General features: G+C 58.3%; 19 protein-coding genes and 1 pseudogene. 11 read left to right on the plus strand and 9 right to left on the minus strand.

Translation table 11 applies throughout. From position 1 onward, the window contains the following. Positions 1-148 precede the first annotated feature (148 nt). The 3 genes from BUA38_RS21235 to BUA38_RS21250 all read left to right on the plus strand — a co-directional run bounded on the left by BUA38_RS21235 (position 149) and on the right by BUA38_RS21250 (position 2,883). Positions 149-712 (plus strand): ABC transporter substrate binding protein, encoded by a 564-nt coding sequence (locus tag BUA38_RS21235; RefSeq protein ID WP_072820911.1) that lies wholly within the window; start codon positions 149-151, stop codon positions 710-712. Between the two features lie 811 nt (positions 713-1,523). Further along, on the plus strand, positions 1,524-1,766 hold the full coding sequence (locus BUA38_RS21240) for a hypothetical protein (RefSeq protein ID WP_072820913.1): 243 nt from the start codon (positions 1,524-1,526) through the stop codon (positions 1,764-1,766). An 853-nt stretch (positions 1,767-2,619) separates the two neighbouring features. Then, complete coding sequence (locus BUA38_RS21250; RefSeq protein WP_156898614.1) at positions 2,620-2,883, plus strand: hypothetical protein; 264 nt, start codon at positions 2,620-2,622, stop codon at positions 2,881-2,883. A 517-nt stretch (positions 2,884-3,400) separates the two neighbouring features. Here the strand turns inward: BUA38_RS21250 and groL are convergent. The 5 genes from groL to BUA38_RS21280 all read right to left on the minus strand — a co-directional run bounded on the left by groL (position 3,401) and on the right by BUA38_RS21280 (position 9,207). Next, on the minus strand, positions 3,401-5,053 hold the full coding sequence (groL, locus tag BUA38_RS21260; protein ID WP_072820921.1) for a chaperonin GroEL: 1,653 nt from the start codon (positions 5,051-5,053) through the stop codon (positions 3,401-3,403). A gap of 138 nt (positions 5,054-5,191) precedes the next feature. Beyond that, complete coding sequence (locus tag BUA38_RS21265; protein ID WP_072819647.1) at positions 5,192-5,509, minus strand: co-chaperone GroES; 318 nt, start codon at positions 5,507-5,509, stop codon at positions 5,192-5,194. Positions 5,510-6,250: 741 nt separating this feature from the next. Next, positions 6,251-6,868, minus strand: coding sequence for a nitroreductase family protein (locus BUA38_RS21270; RefSeq protein ID WP_072820923.1), 618 nt, complete (start codon positions 6,866-6,868; stop codon positions 6,251-6,253). Positions 6,869-6,947: 79 nt separating this feature from the next. Beyond that, the gene (locus BUA38_RS21275) at positions 6,948-7,949 is read right to left on the minus strand and encodes a quinone oxidoreductase family protein (RefSeq protein ID WP_072820925.1); all 1,002 of its coding nucleotides are present in this window, start codon (positions 7,947-7,949) and stop codon (positions 6,948-6,950) included. A 118-nt stretch (positions 7,950-8,067) separates the two neighbouring features. Then, positions 8,068-9,207, minus strand: coding sequence for a Gfo/Idh/MocA family protein (locus BUA38_RS21280; protein WP_072820927.1), 1,140 nt, complete (start codon positions 9,205-9,207; stop codon positions 8,068-8,070). 93 nt (positions 9,208-9,300) lie between these two features. Between BUA38_RS21280 and BUA38_RS21285 the strand changes: the two genes are divergently transcribed. The 7 genes from BUA38_RS21285 to BUA38_RS21315 all read left to right on the plus strand — a co-directional run bounded on the left by BUA38_RS21285 (position 9,301) and on the right by BUA38_RS21315 (position 15,656). Further along, the gene (locus tag BUA38_RS21285; RefSeq protein WP_072820929.1) at positions 9,301-10,182 is read left to right on the plus strand and encodes a LysR family transcriptional regulator; all 882 of its coding nucleotides are present in this window, start codon (positions 9,301-9,303) and stop codon (positions 10,180-10,182) included. A 185-nt stretch (positions 10,183-10,367) separates the two neighbouring features. Beyond that, positions 10,368-11,147 (plus strand): glutathione S-transferase family protein, encoded by a 780-nt coding sequence (locus tag BUA38_RS21290; protein ID WP_072820931.1) that lies wholly within the window; start codon positions 10,368-10,370, stop codon positions 11,145-11,147. A 54-nt stretch (positions 11,148-11,201) separates the two neighbouring features. Next, complete coding sequence (locus tag BUA38_RS21295; RefSeq protein WP_072820933.1) at positions 11,202-12,683, plus strand: aldehyde dehydrogenase family protein; 1,482 nt, start codon at positions 11,202-11,204, stop codon at positions 12,681-12,683. A gap of 132 nt (positions 12,684-12,815) precedes the next feature. Further along, positions 12,816-14,447 carry a GMC family oxidoreductase gene (locus tag BUA38_RS21300; protein WP_072820935.1) on the plus strand — a complete coding sequence of 544 codons (1,632 nt, stop codon included), beginning with the start codon at positions 12,816-12,818 and terminating at the stop codon, positions 14,445-14,447. A 26-nt stretch (positions 14,448-14,473) separates the two neighbouring features. Continuing rightward, positions 14,474-14,932: a carboxymuconolactone decarboxylase family protein gene (locus BUA38_RS21305; RefSeq protein ID WP_072820937.1), complete on the plus strand. Its 459-nt coding sequence runs from the start codon at positions 14,474-14,476 to the stop codon at positions 14,930-14,932. Between the two features lie 121 nt (positions 14,933-15,053). Further along, positions 15,054-15,260, plus strand: coding sequence for a hypothetical protein (locus BUA38_RS21310; protein WP_072820939.1), 207 nt, complete (start codon positions 15,054-15,056; stop codon positions 15,258-15,260). Between the two features lie 114 nt (positions 15,261-15,374). After that, positions 15,375-15,656 carry a hypothetical protein gene (locus BUA38_RS21315; RefSeq protein ID WP_072820941.1) on the plus strand — a complete coding sequence of 94 codons (282 nt, stop codon included), beginning with the start codon at positions 15,375-15,377 and terminating at the stop codon, positions 15,654-15,656. Positions 15,657-15,678: 22 nt separating this feature from the next. Here BUA38_RS21315 and BUA38_RS21320 read toward each other — a convergent pair whose 3' ends face one another. From BUA38_RS21320 to BUA38_RS38810, 4 genes and pseudogenes are all read right to left on the minus strand, one after another. Continuing rightward, the gene (locus BUA38_RS21320; protein WP_072820943.1) at positions 15,679-15,867 is read right to left on the minus strand and encodes a hypothetical protein; all 189 of its coding nucleotides are present in this window, start codon (positions 15,865-15,867) and stop codon (positions 15,679-15,681) included. Between the two features lie 443 nt (positions 15,868-16,310). Further along, positions 16,311-17,012, minus strand: coding sequence for a response regulator transcription factor (locus BUA38_RS21325; protein WP_072826299.1), 702 nt, complete (start codon positions 17,010-17,012; stop codon positions 16,311-16,313). Between the two features lie 153 nt (positions 17,013-17,165). Then, complete coding sequence (locus BUA38_RS21330; protein WP_072820945.1) at positions 17,166-17,540, minus strand: response regulator transcription factor; 375 nt, start codon at positions 17,538-17,540, stop codon at positions 17,166-17,168. A 655-nt stretch (positions 17,541-18,195) separates the two neighbouring features. Further along, positions 18,196-18,276, minus strand: a pseudogene (locus BUA38_RS38810) (S16 family serine protease); the annotation flags it as partial. Between the two features lie 132 nt (positions 18,277-18,408). Here BUA38_RS38810 and BUA38_RS21345 point away from each other — a divergent pair. Next, the gene (locus tag BUA38_RS21345; RefSeq protein ID WP_156898615.1) at positions 18,409-19,107 is read left to right on the plus strand and encodes a hypothetical protein; all 699 of its coding nucleotides are present in this window, start codon (positions 18,409-18,411) and stop codon (positions 19,105-19,107) included. Positions 19,108-19,120: the final 13 nt, after the last annotated feature.

Raw genomic sequence — 19,120 nt, forward strand, 5'->3', positions numbered from 1 at the left:
CGGTGGCTTTCGTAAGGCAACCCAGGTGGGTGCAGGTCCGACGAAGTCCGAGCTTACCGTCAACCTCAAGACCGCCAAGGCGCTCGGTCTCGCCGTGCCGCCCTCACTGCTTGGACGCGCCGACAAGGTGATCGAATAGAGATGCCGTTTGCTACGGCGCGTCGAAGTCGGACCGAAACGGCTGGAGCTGCTGCAGGAACTGGTTCCGGGCGCGCGCATTGTCGGCCTGCTCGTCAACCCGACCAATCCGAAGCTTGCCGATGCCCAGTCGAGAGACGGCGAGGCAGCCGCGCGCAGTTACGGTCTGCAGATACATGTCCTCCGCGCCAGTAGCGAAAGCGAGTTTGAGCCGGATTTCGCGGCCTTGGCCCGGCTCGGAGCCGGAGCCCTCGTGATCGGCAACGACGCCCTGTTCCTTAGCCAGAGCCGCCGCTTGGCTACACTGGCGATCCGCTACGCGATGCCCACCATCCACCAGAGTCGCGCGTTCGCCGCGGCAGGCGGCCTAGCGAGCTACGGCGGCAGCGTGGCGGAGGCGCACCGCAACGCCGGGGTCTATGCCGGCCGGATACTGAAGGGCGAACGCGCGGCCGATCTGCCCGTCGTGCAGTCCACGAAAATTGAGCTGACCCTCAATCTCAGAGCCGCTAAGGCGCTCGGACTCGCCGTGCCGGAATTGCTGCTTGCCCGCGCCGACGAGGTGATCGAATAGGTTGATCACTTCCGTTCATGGGCTTTACGGACCCGTCCGGCCCGTCCGATGACGTCCGCTTTTGAGCGTAAAGCAGACGTCGCCGTTCCATAACATTCGATGAGCGTACCCATTTCCGCTGTTGTGGCGAGAGCCGACTTTACTCAGCTCCCAACGCTACGTCAGCTAATGACCGGACTGGGACGTCACCAACTCGCAAGCCCTTTCATCCGCCTCCCGTTTTCATGCAAGCAACTAGCGTTCCGGGATTGCCGGCGATTTGTAGCGGGTCAAGGAGCGCTGAATCGGGTGCGCGCACAAAGCGGCGCTGGCCAATTACCGAAGTCCCTCGCCGGGAGCGCGTCCCGCAGATTTCACGTGAGTAATTATTACCGACGTTCTCGCTGCGGCAACCTCCGCTTGGCGACCTAAAGCCAATTATTCCACGCGAGCAACGATGCCGTGGGCGCACGTTGTACCCCAAGAACGGAAACGACGGACCGACCGCTGGTTGACGGGTTTGTCGGGCGATCTAAGTGCGTTCTCATCACGAACTCACTGAGCCCGGCCTAAACCCTTCTCGGCTAATGTCTTGATACTTTGCAAAAGTAGTTGCAGGGCATGAACGTCTTCCATTTCGTCCGATCCGTCCGCAAGACTTAGGATATTTCGTAGGGCTTCCTCTGGAGTCATGGCGTCACCTCACGTTTCCGGTCCCAATATGCTATATCGGGACGCTGCCGTTTGGCACCGCAAAGGCAACGCGACCGTCGTGACCGGCGAAGCTCGCAGTCGCCGAGCAATCGACGTATGTTAGCGAAAAGGAAACGCTATGTCCGACGAAGACATGAAGGCTGAGCTCGAACGTCTCCGCAACGAAAACGCCGCGCTCAAAAAGGGAGCTTCCGACGGCATCCGCATGAAGGTAAGTGAAAAGGGAGCGGTCTCAGTTTACGGAATGGGACGCTTTCCGGTGACCTTATATAAAGAGCAATGGTTGAAACTTCTGAACATGTCCAATGAGATTCGTGCGTTTATTGCCGAAAATGAAGGGCAGCTGAAGGCGAAGGAGTGAACGCCGACGGCGTCGAGAAGGAGAACCTCTCATTAAACAGAGATATCCAAAGTTCTGTATCGGTCTGAAGTTGTAACCGTCACGCAGCGAGCCAATGCCCCTTGTGAATATCGAACTTCACTGCCCCCTCGTCCCGCATCTTCAATAGCAGCGACTGGCAGTCCTCCTGATTCTTTATGTTTACGCGTTTCATGATCTCGAAAGCTTTCAGGGGCTTTTCGCGAAGGGCGGTCAAAATCTTTTCTCGATCAGTCATGGGGGTTCCTAGCGATAGTAGCGTCGCCGACGCAATGTAGTTGCACGTTCCTGACGCTGGTCCAATCGCAAAAATTTCTTACACAATTTTTCGATCACCACTGCGAGAAATGGCGGCGCCGATTCCTCACGCCGGGAAAGTTGGCCGCGGGGCCGCCCCGATTTCTTCGCCGCAGGAAGGCCAGATTCCGCAAGCCTCGCGCCGGGCTTTGGAACTTTGGCCCGAGATTGGTGCCTATCTTGTAGGCACGCAGAAATTGCTAGTCAGCCATGAATTCTCTGCAAAGCGAGAAGACGAGGTCAAGCGGTTGTTGCCGTTGAAGGGGCAAGGCTAGCGAGTGTGAGCTATGGACCTCGAACCAAAGCACAATCAGGCAATCCGTGACGAAATAGGAGACAGGCTGCGCATTTTGCTAAAACGGGAACCATCAGCCGTGTCCGCTCGCCTGCGCACGCTTCTCCGTCGATTCGACGAAGCGGATCACGGTTCGCCTTCGATCGTGCCAGATGTTCCCTAGTCGAAGCTCATTTGGTGAAGAGTTGGCTGAGCAGATTTTCCAGGCGTCGCGATGACGACGTTTTGCACGGGGAGGTTTCAATGAGCGAATATGTGGAGGCTCGTTACGCAAAGCTGGTACTGCGCGAAGCTCGCTTGGCAGAAGAGGATGTGGCGTCCAAGTTGATCAACGAGCTTTTGCGTGACTTGAAATCGTTTCAAGACTTGGACTCTGCTCGTGTCCAGGCTGTGACATCGATACGCCAGCTCTCGCTCAGCCTTGATCGGCCTCAATCGCTTCATGCGCGCGAGTGGGAGGCGGCTGATCAAGCTGCCGAAGCCTGGTGCCGGAACGCATTACTTTGAAAAAGTTGCGCCGGGCAAGTCCGCGATGGGCCAATAGGAGTTTTGCCGAGAAGAAGCTGATTATACCGATCCTTGCACTTGGCGCCGAAAAGTCCTTTAGCGATCAGCAGACTGCGATCCTGTGCGAAGTGGGGACGAACGTCGAAGGCGGTATCGTCACAGGCTCCGGGCACTGATCATGGAAGAACAGCCGGCACAGACAGTGAGTAAGGTCCGCGCTTTTCTCGACGGAAAATGAGCTGCTGATGGCTGGTCTCCTGGCCCAGCACAATCTAAGCGTCGACCTCCGCTCGGAGTGGCAACCGGAGTGCGACCGCGCGTCCCGCGCCGACGAGTGATCGAGTAGGCAAGTCCGCTTCGCGGGGTAAAGCGGAGATCCCGTGGTCACGTCGCCATGTCGGCTTTTGGACCCAGAACCGACATCGAGCCTGATCGCGTCTTGGGTCTAGCTCGCGACTGCGAAAAAAGGCCCGGCTTTTGCCGAGCCGTTCCTATTGTTGGGCGGCGAACGGTTGGCTTAGAAATCCATACCGCCCATACCGCCCATTCCGCCGCCGCCCTGAGGCATGCCTCCGGCACCGGCGTTTTTCTTCGGAACTTCGGCCACCATGGCTTCGGTGGTGATCAGGAGAGCCGCAACCGAAGCCGCGTTCTGGATTGCCACACGGACCACCTTGGTCGGGTCAATGATGCCCTTGGAGATCAGGTTGACGTATTCGCCAGTCTGGCTGTCGAAGCCGAACGAATACTGATCCTTTTCGAGGATCTTGCCGACGATGACGGAGCCGTCCTCGCCCGCGTTGATCGCGATCTGGCGGGCCGGATAGGATAGTGCTTTGCGCACGATCTCGACGCCGGTCTTCTGGTCGTCGTTCTTGGTGCGAATGCCCTTCAGGTGCTCGGAAGCACGCAGCAGAGCGACACCGCCGCCCGGAACGATGCCTTCTTCCACAGCCGCACGGGTCGCATGCATCGCGTCATCCACGCGATCCTTGCGCTCCTTCACCTCGACCTCGGTCGCGCCACCGACGCGGATCACCGCGACGCCGCCGGCGAGCTTGGCTAGACGCTCCTGGAGCTTCTCACGGTCGTAGTCCGAGGTGGTTTCCTCAATCTGCGCCTTGATCTGGTTCACGCGCGCCTCGATGTCGACCTTCTTGCCGGCGCCATTGACGATCGTGGTGTTTTCCTTGTCGATCATCACCTTCTTGGCGCGGCCAAGCATGTTGAGGGTGACGTTCTCGAGCTTGATGCCGAGATCTTCCGAGACCGCCTGGCCGCCGGTCAGGATCGCGATGTCCTGCAGCATGGCCTTGCGGCGATCGCCGAAGCCCGGAGCCTTGACGGCCGCGACCTTCAGGCCGCCACGCAGACGGTTGACGACCAGGGTGGCGAGGGCTTCGCCTTCGACGTCTTCCGCGATAATCACAAGCGGCTTACCGCTCTGCGCCACGGCTTCCAGTAAGGGAAGCAATTCATTTAACTGAGACAACTTCTTTTCACTGATGAGGACGTAGGCATCTTCCATTTCAACGCGCATCTTGTCGGCGTTGGTGACGAAGTAGGGTGAGATGTAGCCGCGGTCGAACTGCATGCCTTCGACGACCTCGAGTTCGGTTTCGAGCGACTTGGCTTCCTCGACCGTGATCACGCCCTCATTGCCGACCTTCTTCATGGCGTCAGAGAGGAACTTGCCGATCTCGGCATCGCCGTTGGCCGAAATGGTGCCGACCTGGGCGATTTCCTCGTTCGAGGTGACCTTCTTGGAGTTCTTGACGAGGTCGGCGACCACGGCTTCCACCGCAAGGTCGATACCGCGCTTCAGATCCATCGGGTTCATGCCGGCGGCAACCGCCTTGGCGCCTTCGCGCACGATCGCAGCGGCGAGAACCGTCGCGGTGGTGGTGCCGTCGCCGGCGGCATCGGCCGACTTGGAGGCGACTTCGCGCACCATCTGGGCGCCCATGTTCTCGAACTTGTCGTCAAGCTCGATTTCCTTGGCGACAGTGACGCCGTCCTTGGTGATGCGGGGGGCGCCGAACGACTTGTCGAGCACGACGTTGCGGCCCTTGGGGCCGAGCGTCACTTTTACTGCATTGTTGAGAATTTCAACGCCGCGCAACATCCTGTCGCGGGCATCGACGCCGAATTTGACTTCTTTGGCTGACATAGTGGTCTCCGTTTTCAATCGATCCCATGCCGCTGAAATAGGCGGGTTCTTCGGGGATGAGATTTGAACCTGCGGGCCGCATCCTTCGAGACGCCGGCTGTGCCGGCTCCTCAGGATGAGGTAAAGTGACTGGCGCGCTTACGCGGCTTTCTTCTTAGCGGCGGGCAGATCGGTGAGAACGCCCATAATGTCGCTTTCCTTCATGATCAGCAGTTCCTGACCATCGAGCTTGACCTCGGTGCCCGACCACTTGCCGAACAACACGCGGTCGCCAACCTTGAGGTCAATCGGGATCAGCTTGCCGGCTTCGTCGCGGCCACCCGGACCGACGGCGGTGATTTCGCCCTGCGAGGGCTTTTCCTTGGCAGTGTCCGGAATGATGATGCCGCCAGTGGTCTTCTCTTCGGCGTCGATACGCTTGACCACGACGCGGTCGTGAAGCGGACGGAATTTCATGCTGTCCTCCTATTTTCTGATTGTTGTTGCTTGGACTAAATAGCAGTCGAGGCTAGCGAGTGCTGACCACCGGTAAGTAAGCCCGGGTGCGGGGCGTACAAGACCTTCGCGAAACCATATTCTACTCAGGGCACAATAACTACGTAGGGCCGGCGGCTACCATTTGGCGCAACCACGGGAGTTGCCGCAATGATTTTGAAACTCGCGACCAACGACAAGGCCAGCACTGGATCGATCTTTCGCGCATTCTGCAGATGATGCTGATTGACGCTTAGGACGGTTATCCTAAAACTCAAATTGCGATCGAGCGGTTCGGAACGGCATGGAATTTCCGCCTTTAGCGGACGTCGTTGGATATCCGCCTTTGGGAGCAAGCAGACGTCACCGTTCCATAACATTCGACGTGCGAACGACATGTCCGCTGTGGAGGCAAAAGCCGGCATCACCAAGTCCCGCACCAAGGCAGCTAGTGACCCTCAACGGACCTCGAGACCGCTTTAGTTTAAGAGCCTTCAACTTCCGCGTTCGAAGCCAGATAGTTGAACGTCGGGCAGGGTCTGGATGAGCAGAACCGATTTAAAGGTCGTACAATTGCCATCACGTATTTGTCGGTTGTCGGTCGCAGCGATGGATGCGCTCCTGACGCTCGTGCGCGACTGGCCGGCCGCCTTCACCACACAACCGATCTCCCGAGAGTTCGACCAGGCTGGTGTGAAACGCGACCGGCGCTGGTTAGAGGAGTTACGCAAACGCGAGTACGTCCGAAATCGGCCGACGCGGCTTCTGCGGCCAATTCGCCTCCGTTGGATAGCCGACGGCAACGAGGAGTGCCGGCACCTCATTATCGCTGAGACTAAACTCACGTGACACGCCGACCGGATCAAACCCGATCATCGGCGTAGTTCCCAGACCCATCGCCTGCGCTGCGCGAATCAGTCCGCTTGCGCCAAAGGTCGCCGATCGAATTGCCTCATCGCGCTGGATCTGAGGCTTCCCGAAGTAAAGCGATTTTGCTGCGGCCTCCCAGCCCGGCACCATCTCGACAGGCATGAAACCTGCCGCAACCGAGCCCGCCAGTCGATCAGCCATCACATCAGCCACGGCCAGTTCACCGACCACGATGAAAGTGACGGCAGCTTCGGTAACCTTGGGCTGATCAGCCGCAACCGCCCGCAGCCTTGCTTTGGCTTCCGGCGACCGCACCGCTATAAAGCGCCAATTTTGCAGGTGGAACGCGGTCGGAGAGAATGTCGCCAGGCGCACCAGCTCACGAACTTGATCGTCGGGAATGCTTTTCGACGCATCGTAAAGGTTGGTGGTTTTCTGGCGCTCGATCGCTTCAATCACAGAAGTATTCATCGCAATTTTCCTTTAGTTGGGCATTGTTTCGTGGATCGGGGTCTGGGCGTCTTCGGACATTGCAGCGCACGAAATTTGATCAAGGGAGATCGGCAGCGGTCACACGCAGCACCGCCGCGCCTGTGGTTCGGCGCTCTTCGAGATCATGGTGAGCTTCGATTAGCTGGCTAAACGGATAAAGATTGCTCGGATCGACCTTGAGAATTCCCGTCGCGATTGCGTCGAATAGGTCGGCTGCGGCGACCGCCAGATCTTCTGCAGTGGACGTATAGTGAGGGAGAATGGGCCACGTCAGATAAAGCGCGCGTGGTGCCAACTCGAATGGGTCCAACGGTTCCGGGAACCCAGACGCCTTCCCGAATTGCACAAGCGTTCCGCGCGGCCTGAGAACTGCCAGCGACCCACGGAACGTGTCCGCCCCGACGGAGTCGAAAACAGCTGCCACGCCATCGCCTGCGGTGAATGCAAGCGCTTCGGCGACGAAGTCTTCGGAGGAATAATTGATGACGTGGTCGCAGCCGGCATGACGTGCAACCTTCACCTTAGCGTCGCTAGACACTGTGCCGATCACCTTTAGGCCAAGTGCTTTTGCCCATTGAACGAAAATCTGGCCAACACCGCCCGCTGCTGCATGATACAGAACGGTGTCACCGGGTCGGAGCTCGAGCACCTCTTTGAGCAGATAGCGAGCGGTGAGCCCCTTTAGAAAGGCACTAGCTGCTTGGTCGTCAGAAACACCTGCCGGAATGCGGACAAGCCGGTCAGCGGGATGCAAGCGGGCCGTAGCGTAGGCGCCAAATGCGGTATCGCCATAGACGACGCGGTCACCCACGCTGACGTTTTTGACGTTTTTGCCAACGGCTTCGACTACCCCGGCGGCCTCGTCGCCGATGATCGCTGGAAAGGCAGGGACCGGAAGAGTACCTCTGCGATAATAAACGTCGACGAAGTTGAGACCTATGACGGTGTTGCGGATCAATGCTTCATCGTCGCCCGGCTCGCCCACGACGATGTCCTCGAATCTCAGGACTTCGGGAGGACCATATTCGTGAATACGGGCGACTCTCGCGGTGGTTGGCATGGCATTTCGCCTTTCAAAGCGCCAGTGATCATCGTTCGCCTGCTCGCAGAGCGGCGTGAATGTTACTTGGCAGTTGGTGGAGGATGGTCGCGGCCGGAAGGACCGGCTGCGGCAGCGTCTAAAGCTTGATGCGATGTCCGCTGGCTGACGAGACCGCTGCCTGTTCAAGCAGCTGTTGCATGAAGAGGGCGTCCTCGAAGCTGGGCACGGTTCGCGAGCCGCTTGCGAGATCGCGGGCATGAACCTCGAAGAGATCGGCGAGCTCCAGCACGCCGCTAGGAAGATCAGAGGGTGGCAACCAGTAGTACGATGCGGGCACTCCGAGTGGCGCCATTTTGCTGTCCGCTACGCGGGCACCGAATAATTTATATTCTTCGCCCACGCCCCCGAACGCCGAGGTGTTGGTGATCTGCAAATCACCATCATCACCCGTGATATCGATCTGAACGCCGGTGCCATGATGTTTCCCGCCCTCAATATGAACGGCGAACACGGCTCCGCTTGCGAGGATGCCTTGCAGCAGCAATTGATCCGGAACCTTCGTGCTGATCTCCTCGCCCGTTTCGATGATTGTGATTTCTGGCCACTGGTTGACAGAAACGGCTGAGATTTCAGTCGGACGGCCTACGATCGAGAAGAGCGGGTCCATCAAGTGCGCGCCGAAAATCGAGGTAACGCCCATGAAATTTTCGGGGAAGGCGCTCCAACGAATTGCCTTGTTGCGATTCTTGCCGAAACTGCTCACCGTCACATGCATCCTGACCGAGCGCACACGACCGACGTAGCCGTCGCCGAGAAGATCCTTCAGATAGCGCAGCCCTGGAGCGAACCGGCGTTGGGTGCCGAGAATGGTTTGCACACCAGCTTTTGCCGCAAGGTCGACCAGTTCAGCCGAGGTCTTCGAGTCCGGCGTCAAGGGCCATTCGCAGTACACGGTCTTCCCCGCAGCGATCGCTGCGCGTACCGCTTCCTCGTGCTGCGGACCTGTCGTGAGCACGAGGACGATGTCGACGTCTGGATGGAAAACCAATTCATCGATCGATCCGACGACATGCCTGATACCGAAGGTGTCCGCTGCAGACAGCGCCGCGTCGTGACGCTGGCTGTAGACAGCCGCCATTTCATATTGCGGCAGAAGGCTGAGCACGCGAGCGGGGCCGTTCAAAGCCCAGTTTCCGACGCCGATCAGGCCAACACGGATGATCGTGTGGTTGGCAGAGGGGGCACTGCTGTTGGCTATGGTCGATGAGGTGGACATGGGCTTCTCCTGCTTGTTGAAGCCAATATCGGTTGTATTTGTCTGGACGATAATTAGGCTATTCTCGATTGGACCTTTCGGGATTTGCGAGAAATGGACACCCTGGAAGCCCTCCGCCTGTACGTAGCTGTGGCTGAGACCGGCAGCTTTTCAGCCGCCGCCCGTCAAGTGTCTGTTTCGACCTCAACGGTCACGGTCGCGCTTCAGCAGTTGGAAGAGCAGGCGCGGGTTAGTCTGATCACGCGATCGACCCGCAGATTGAGCTTCACGTTCGAAGGGCGACGTTTTCTTGCCGATGCTAGAAAGCTCTTGGCAGACTGGGACGCATCCATCGCCGGGGTTCAGGATGGACCCTTGCGCGGCCCAATCCGGATGACGGCCACGCAATATTTTGGCCGGACCGAAGTAGCGCCGCTGATCGATCGCTTTCTTGACTTACACCCCGCCGTACAAATTGCGCTGCACTTGTCCGATGGAGTCGTCGATCTCGTGGAGCAGGACATTGACCTAGCACTCCGCAATGGTCCCTTGGCGGATTCGGCTCTCAAGGCTCGACTGATACTTCGAGGGCGCCGCGTAGTGTGCGCCGCGCCATCCTATTGGGCAAACCATGCTGCCCCCAATCACCCAGATGACCTGGCCGCGCACAATTGCCTCGTCCACCCGCGCCCTAGATCGACCTTTTCTTCGTGGTCTTTCACCGTTGAGGGACGACCGGTTACGGTTCGTGTTGCGGGCAATCGCGTTGCCAGCGATGGCGGTGTTCTTCGCCAATGGGCGCTCGACGGCCACGGCGTCATCATGCGAAACGATTTGGATATCCGTAAGGAGCTTGCCTCTGGCGCACTTGTCACCGCTCTCGACACGTTCGTGACTTCCAACGCCAATCTGTACGCTGTCACCGCAGGCAGCGTCACTAGTCAGCGTGTGCGAACGTTCATCGATTTCCTGGCGAAGAATCTGGTCGCGGACTGACCTTTCCGGTGCCGCTTTAGCGACATTGCTCGCAAATCCCGAAAAGTCCTGTCGACATTCATCCGATTATCATCATCTCGACAATGCGCGATATCCCACGTGCACCAGAAACGACGGGCGGAGCCGCTGCCTTCGGTCTGGTCTGCTCAGGCTGTGAGCGTGAATCGAGATGAAGGACGCCCGTGATGAAGAAGGTCGCCGTCTATGTGAACCCGTACGACAAGGTCCATTTTGGACCGTCGACTGTCATGACTCTGCACCGCTTCGGCATTTTCGATCCCGACGTCGCGCGCAGGGTCCCCACGCTGTCGCCTTTTTCTGCGAAGCTGACAGCTCATCTTCGTTTCCAAGGAATCCCCTTCGAACCCGTCGCCGAACAGGGTGTTGGCAACGCGCCGCGTGGAAAGGTGCCTTTCATCACGGTCGATGGCATGAAAGTCGCCGATTCCGACCTGGTCATCGGCTTTCTGAAGACCGCCTTTCCAGATCCCGACGCCGGTTTGAGCGACCATCAGCGCGCTGTCGGCCACCTCGTCCAGCGTACGCTGGAGGACCATCTCTATTGGATCGCGCTGATCTACGAGTTCTATGATCAAGAAGGTTCGGACTGGTTCTTCGAGCATGCCTTCGGCGGAATGGGCCCCGGCCTTCAGGGGCTGCGGGACGACATGGAAGACCGCACCTACAAGCAGGGCATCGCGCGTTATACGCCCGACGAAATCGTGGACAAGGCGTCGAAGGATCTCGCGGCCGTCGCCGAAATTCTGGGCGAAAATCGATATCTTCTCGGCACCGACCGGCCGACGTCTTTTGACGCCGTCGTCTTCGGAATGACCATCCTGGTCTATCAGCTCCGCGAGATGCATCCCAGGCTAACCGACTACGCCCGAAGCCTCCCGAACCTCACAGAGTACATCGGCAATTTGCTTACCGAGTTCTTCCCCGACCTCGATCGCGACTTCTAGGTCTATTGCCTAGAGTTTGCCGAGTCCTGGCTTTTATTTGAAGGAAACCGGCCTATGGTCGAACAATCCGTTCCGGCTGACTCCGTGTCAGCGCTTCGCGAGAGTGCTCTCGCCGCCGCCGGCGTCCGCGGCATTTTTACAAACCTGATCGACGGAAAGAGTGTCGGTGCTCGCAATAACCTGGATGTTCTTGATCCCGCCACCGGTGAGCTGCTCGCCAAAGTGCCGGACATTGAGCGCGACGGAATGGATGCAGCGTTCGCGGCCGCCCGCCGAGCCTTTTCCTCGTGGAGCAAATTGACCTGGGAGGCGCGACGATCGATCCTCGAGAAGGCGTTCGAGAATGTCAAAGCGCATCGTGAAGAGCTCGTCACCCTCCTCATGGCCGAGGGAGGGCGCCCGAGAAGCCTGGCCTTGTGGGAAGTCGCGGCTGTTTTGGATGACTTCGCGCCGGGCGTTCTCGCGCAAAGCCTTCCCGACGTGGAAGCCACCCAGCCGGGCGTTGGCCGGGTCACCCGGCACTATGCGCCCCTCGGCGTCGTCGTGGCCATCAGTCCCTGGAATCTCCCGTTACTTCTGTCGTACGACAAGGTCGTTCCCGCCCTGATCGCGGGCAACACAGTCGTCCTGAAGCCGTCTTTCTACACACCGCTGACCGTGTTGCGCGTCGCGGAACTGGTGCGGGACATTCTCCCCGCCGGCATACTGAACGTGGTGACTGGAGGCGACAATGTCGGCCCCTGGATGACGTCCCACCCCGAAGCCGACAAGATCTCGTTCACGGGCTCCACTCAGACCGGCCGGCGGGTTTTCGAGTCAGCCTCCCAGACGCTGAAGCACCTGACCCTCGAGTTGGGCGGCAATGACGCCGGGATCGTGCTGCCGGACGTCGACGTTGATGCGGTGATCGCTCCCATTTTCTGGGGCATGTTCTTGGTAAACGGTCAGGGTTGCATCACGATCAAGCGGCTGTTGGTGCATGAAAGCCGCTACGACGAAGTCGCCGCGGCCCTCTCGAAATTTGCCGGCGAGCAAGTCATGGGAGATGGATTCGATCCCGCCACCACGATCGGGCCCATCCAAAATCGGGCGCAGCTTCTGCGGCTTCAGGCGACTTGGGCGGCCATTCAAAAGGATGGCGTCGCTGTTCTATATCGCGGCGAGGAGATTGAAGGGAAAGGCAACTTCTTTCCAGTCACGATCCTCGACAACCCCTCACCCCACGCCGACTACGTGAAGCTCGAGAACTTCGGTCCTCTGAGATCGCTGATCAAATACAGCACCATCGATGAGGCGCTCGCGATCGCCAATTCCACAGACTACGGGCTTGGGGGATCGGTTTGGGGCCGCGACCCGGCCGAGCTGGACGCGGTCGCTCATCGGATGGAGGCCGGGACCGTTTGGATCAACCAGCACTTGGTCGTAAATCCGAGCGTGCCGTTCGGCGGTAACAAGGACTCGGGCTTTGGCGTGCAGTATGGCGCCGAAGGCCTGAAGGAATATTGCTACTTGCGCGTGATTTCAGCGAAGACGTGAGGTCCATGTCTGCGATTTGACGTGAACTGCAACCGCCCTATCGGTTCACGCCAACGCCCAATCCCACCCAATTTCAGCCGTCCCTCGCGCCAGCAATTGAGGCGGCCGGGAGATCGACCAGGAGAAAACCAAATGACCTCAGTGTCCGATACCTTCGACTACATCGTAGTGGGAGCAGGCAGCGCCGGCTGCGTCGTGGCCAGCCGCCTGGTCAAAGACCATGGGGCGACGGTGCTGCTTTTGGAGGCCGGGCCGCTCGACGACAACATGCTGATCCACATGCCCGCCGGAGCCGTCAAAATCGTGTTCGGCAAATCGCCTTACATCAAGCGCTACACCTCGACGCCCCAGCCAGCGCTTGAGGGGCGAGCCGTCGACATCATGCAAGGGAACGTCGTTGGCGGGGGAAGCTCGGTCAACGCCATGTGCTACGCTCGCGGCTCCAAGGACGACTATGACCGTTGGAACACGTTATCCGGCGATGCGGGCTGGGGCTGGGACGACCTGGTCCCCTATTTCCGCAAGCAGGAGGGCAACGTCAGGTTGGAGAACGCCGCGCACAGCGGAGACGGTCCCCTCAAGGTTTCCGACCCGGCCTACATCTCCGAGGCCGCCAATATCTTCATCCGGACGATGCAAAAACTGAAAGTACCTTTCACCGACGATTTCACGGGCGGTCAGCTGCACGGCGTGGGGTACGAACAATCGACGACCTTTCGAGGAAAACGCCGCAGCTCGGCGGACTCGTTCCTGAGGCAGGTGATCGGCGACGAGCGCTTGACCCTGGTTACCGAAGCGAGGGCCAACCGATTGCTGTTCGACGGTCAGCGGGCTGTCGGGGTCGAATACGTCAAAGATGGGAAAGTCCATCAGGCGATGGCGAAGCATGAGGTCGTCTTGACGGCCGGGGCGTTCGCCACGCCCAAGCTCCTGATGCTTTCAGGGATCGGACCCGCCGATCACCTGGCCCAGTTCGACATCCCAGTCGTAGCCGACCTGCCCGGCGTCGGCCAGAATCTGCAAGATCACAACGAAGTCTTTCTGTCGCTTTCGACGAAGGGCCCGTTTGGCTATTTCGGCGAGGACGCAGGGATCAAGCTGATCCGGAACGTCATTCAGTATTACGCCTTTGGCACAGGCCCTATCGCTTCCACGGGATCCGAGACGATGGCGTTCGTCAATTTGGACGATCCCGCCGGGCCGCCCGATATCCAAATCTATTGCATTGGTTTGATGTGGCCGACACTGATGGTCAAGCCACGCAACGCCGTTACGCTTCTGGCCAATTTGGTTCGCCCGCTTTCCTACGGGTCTGTCCGCTTGAAGTCGGCGCTTCCAGAGGATGACGTTGAGGTCAATCCGAATTGGATGAGCGATCCGGAGGACACGCGACGCCTATTGAAGGCGTTAAAGTATCTCCGGACGATCGCCGCAACAGCACCGTTCACCGACATCGTGGAAGAAGAGCTGTCGCCGGGACAGGCAATAACGGACGACGCGGAGCTCGTCGAATACATGAAAGCGACAACGCAGAGCAACTTCCACCCGGTCGGCACCTGCCGAATGGGTAGGACGGAAGACCCCATGACCGTGGTCACGCCCGACTTGCGGGTTAAGGGGATCGACGGCCTTCGGGTCATGGATGCCTCCATTATGCCCAGGATTATCAGCGCCAACACGAACGCCACCGTTATGGCGGTCGCCGACAAGGGTGTCGATCTTCTGACTGGGACCTACACAGGGCGCGTTGCCGCCGCGCAGTAACGACCCCTAATAGGTGAGGCAAGACCATGTCTGATCGCTTGAACTATAACACACTCGCTCCAGCAGCCATGAAGGCACTCGGGGGCGTTCACGTCTACCTTCATAGCCAGGCCGACCTTCCCAAAAATCTGATCGATCTCGCTTACTTGCGCACATCGCAGATCAATGGCTGTGCCTATTGTATCGATATGCATTCCCAAGATCTGATCGCGCAGGGTGTGCCGGTCAACAAGCTCTTGCTGGTCTCAGCATGGCATGAAGCAGGCGACATCTTCGATATGCGTGAACGTGGCGTGCTGGCTTGGACGGAGACTGTCACGGACGTCGCGAGAACCGGTGTGCCAGACGATGCCTACGCCGCTGCATTGGCAGTCTTCTCGGAGAAGGAACTCGCCGACCTTACCGTCGCTGTCGGGGTAATGGGCGCCTACAATAGGCTTGCGATTTCGTTTCACCAAAGACCTGCGGCTCGCAAAGGCGAGTAGCGGACACGTCCGCTCCGTCTGGTAACGTCCGCTTTTGAGCGTGAAGCAGACGTCGCCGTTCCATAACATTCGATCCGCGCCCGACAAGATCACCGACTGATGGCTTCTCGGCAGTAAGTTCATGTCATTGACCCGAAAGAGACATGGGCGCGAGCAACGCCACCACCGTCGTTTATTCAATTACCTTGTCCGCACGCGCTATGAGCCCGGTCGGAATTTCGTGACCGATCGCTTTGGCCGTCTCGAGATTGATGACCAGCTCAAACCTTGTCGGTTGACCTCGATCCGCGCCGAAGCGATGACCGTTTTATTAAAACTGGCCATTTAAAGGTAAACGCGATGATTGGCTTTTGGGACAATTACGCGGCGATATACTCGGCGCTTAAGTGCCTCCTCAAGTACCGAATCCAGCGCGGCCGACGTACCGACGATTGGATTGCCGATGGTCAAAGTTTACATGGATGGCCTACTGTTTTTTGAAGGCGGCCGAGAATTGCGCATCGTGGCTTACGACGTGAGCCGAACCAGCGCCGTGGTGCATTCAGATGGACTCGGCCTCCTTCCGATACACTTTTACATCACGTTCGACGGCTTTATCACCGTTGGAAAATCCCGACTTGAATGGAGATATCGGGACGATGTTGGTGTCGTCTTCGAAAGATGGCTTGATATCCCTCAGTGTAAAATGTTCGACAACGGCCAAGGTGCGATCCATGACCGATGAGCAGCTCGCAGCTATGCACCGATTACTCGCCGAGTACCATCGAAAGCGCGCCCAGGAAGCTGTTCTCAACGTCGTGCAACAATATCACGCTGACCTTGGGCAACGCCTTGCGGATGAGGCCGTGCTGATACCAAGGCGAAGGGCGATAGCGGAGCGGCTTCATGAGCGCGAACAGAAGATTGCGAAAGATGGCGGTGAGAACGAATGACATCCGGGCCGGGTCCGTCAATCGAAGAGTGCCGCGCGTTGGCTGCCGAGTACAAAAAGCTGGCATCCGATCCGAACAATTCGGGGCGCACATCTAGCGTGCTTAAGAACATTTCCAACAGCTGGACAGCACTAGCGCACCAGTTACAGGCCCTTGCGGCCATCACGAAAGCAAAAGAGTAGTAGGCCGCTTCACGTTGGCGCCTACAGCAAGCTGACGCGTCGCTGTTAGGTTCTTAAGCGCGATAGCCGGGCCATCGCAGCCGAAATTGGCGTGAGCCAGCAAATGGACGCCGCTGGTCGTAAATGGACATCGTTGAACATTCGGTCCCTGCGTCGCGCGCAAAAGGGTGCTGATGCGTTCGAGCCTTGGCCGGTCACCGCCGAGCGATGGCAAGTTCGACGGCCTGCTGGGATAGGCGTCGGCGATGTCCGCGTTTATGCGGATTACGGACTCAAGCCGGACATCCAGTCATGTCCTCTGTTAATTCTGGCAGGCGATGTTGACCGCTGGGCGAGGGACACAAGTTGCGCGAGGGATTGGACCTGCATTTTCTCCATCACCCTCTGACGATGGGCCTTGATGGTACGCATAGTGCAGCCCAGCGCGTGGGCGGCCTGTTTGTTGGTGTTACCGCGAATGATGAGTTCGAAAACCTGCTGTTCGCGTGGCGTCAAAGCCGCGAGGTGAGCGTGAACTATGTCCAGCTCGCTCTTCAAGGCGCGTGCCGCTTCGTGATGCGCAATCGCGCGCTCAACAGAGCGAAGCAGTTCATCCGACGATAAGGGCTTGGTCAGAAAATCCACCGCACCCGCCTTGATGGCTCGTACAGTGACCGGAATGTCGGGGTAACCAGAGAGGAATATAATAGGCAGCGTCGATCCGAGTCCGCTCAAGCGCTCTTGCAGTCCCGGACCGCTGAGTCCCGGCATCCGCACGTCGAGAAGAACGCAGCTTGAGACACTTTCGCTGGGCAGGTTATCCAGCAACTGGTGAGCCGAATTGTACGCCGCAACCGTGTAGCCGGCGTGACTTAAACGGCGTTCTATGGCTTTCAGGAAGGCGGCATCATCATCGACTATGTGCACAAATCCCAAGCGCTGGCCGGAACGAGACACGCGATCAAAATTAGGATCGTGTTTGTTCATGTCGCACGCCAACTGTACCAGACGGGAGCATGAGCGGGCCGATGATGGAACCAAGATAGCTTAGGTCAAGTATCGGACACAACTAAAAATAGGCCACGGCGTCGGTTAAAACCAGGCGACTGACGAAATAGGTCAGTACCTCTGGCCGATGTCCTAAACGGACCCTGACACCGCTCTATCCAGCGGCTCAATCAGCGACTCCGCCGACAATGGCTTTGTGAGGTAGGCTAGGCACCCAGATTGCAGCGCAGCCTCGCGAACGACGGGGTCTTCATTTCCTGTGATGTAGATGACCGGCACAGATACGTTCGCCGCGTTAAGACGGTGCTTCAATTCGATGCCTGACCCATCGCCTAGGTCGATATCGAGAAGGACGCAAACCACCCCGTCGAACTGCCCGTGATTTGCGAAGGCTTCCGCCGAGCCAAACAACAAGCTCTCGTAACCGAACTGCCGCAGCAGTCGCGCTATGCTTCGCAGCATTGCGGGGTCGTCATCGACGACAAGGACAAGATTGGCCGTGTGCATTGATAGCACTCCACAATGAGCAGGCGGAGGCAAGTACGGCCACCGATGTGCAAAGGGGTTTAAATCAGGGAAAATCGAGCTTCGGCGCTAAAACGCTCAACAAGCCCTTGTCACCGATGTTCGATCAACCCCACACAATCGTCAATCCGGCAAAGTGTCCAAAACGGACAGCTCCTCAGCAGATTTGTCAAGCAGCCGGCGTATGTGCTGATAACTGCGCATCCCAAGCAAAGAATTGAGCGCGCTCTGCTCCATGTAATAGCGATGTCCCTGACGATGGATGAGACCCCAGCTTTGCAACCGACCCAACCTGCGTATCACAGTCGTGCGTGGCACGCGCATGTAGGCCGCAATCTTTGCGACCGAAAATGGTTTTTCCTCGAATTGCCCAAGAGCTACGCATAACCCTATAAAAAACGTCTCCAATCGGCTACCGAACGGCTCAGCTGCTGGGGCGTAGGATCCGTGCAAACTCCTCATGATGTCGATCATCAGACGACAAAGTACCAACCGTTGCCGCGCTGATTGGATGGTGTGCGAATTATCTTTGCTAATCGATCGTTTCCTTCCCACGGATCGCCTGAAGCCTGCGGGCCAGGTCCGCTTCACCTCAGAAGCGGAGGTCATTGGAATTTATAGTTCAGCCCGACGCGAAAGAGCGGCCGGTGCGATCTGTTAGCAAAGAGGTGAGGGCGGTGAATATTGCGACGCCTGCGTTCGGCCCATCCTTCGGTGTGTGGCTCAGAATGAATAATTGGCGCTTGAGTCAATTGACTTAGATCAATGCACCCTACGCGCCGATGTTTGCTATGGGAACAACCAAATGCGCCCGTAACATTTGTCTCCCGCCATGCTCCTCAAGTCTACAATGGTACTCAAGCTGGCCGTGCCTCTAGTGCTGGTCGCGCTTGTCAAGCCGGCCAGCGCCGTTCAGATAAAGCGCGTGGGGACCGACTCAGGGGGCGTTCTCAGACTACGCGGTGACATAAAGGCCGGAGACTACGGCAGATTGAAATCGATCCTGCAAAACGGAGCAGTTGTGGGCCTGGAGATCAGGTCTGACGGCGGTTCCCTCGAAGAGGGTCTCGACATCGCGCGGGTCGTTCGAGACAAGGGCCTCGTCGTGTACGCGTCCAAAGAGTGCGACTCGGCGTGCGCCCTCATCTTCCTGGCCGCGAAGGAACGGTACATCGGTCGTCGTTGCAGAATAGGAGTGCATTCCGTTTCCAACGATCGGGGGAAGGAAGACGGAGACAGCATCCGCACCACCGTCCAGATGTCGCGGCTTCTAGCCGGACTCGGAGTGCCGCATTCTATCATTGGCAAAATCGTCGCGACGCCTCCGGCCAAGATGACCTATCTGGACAATCGCGATCTGGCCGGGCTGAGCGTGCACCGAACCAATCCCTTCCGGGACATCTATAACGCTGCGAACGTGGCCCGCAGCCAGGAGGCCAGCTCAGTTTGCAATACCGGCGTTAACGTTGAGACCGAAGCAATAGCCCGCGCCGGACAAAGGTCCTGCACGACGTCGGCCGCGCATGTCCCGGAGAGCCGTGAACGCTAGATGAAGAGTCGCC

It is taken from the genome of Bradyrhizobium erythrophlei (assembly GCF_900142985.1).
Lineage (GTDB): Bacteria > Pseudomonadota > Alphaproteobacteria > Rhizobiales > Xanthobacteraceae > Bradyrhizobium > Bradyrhizobium erythrophlei_B.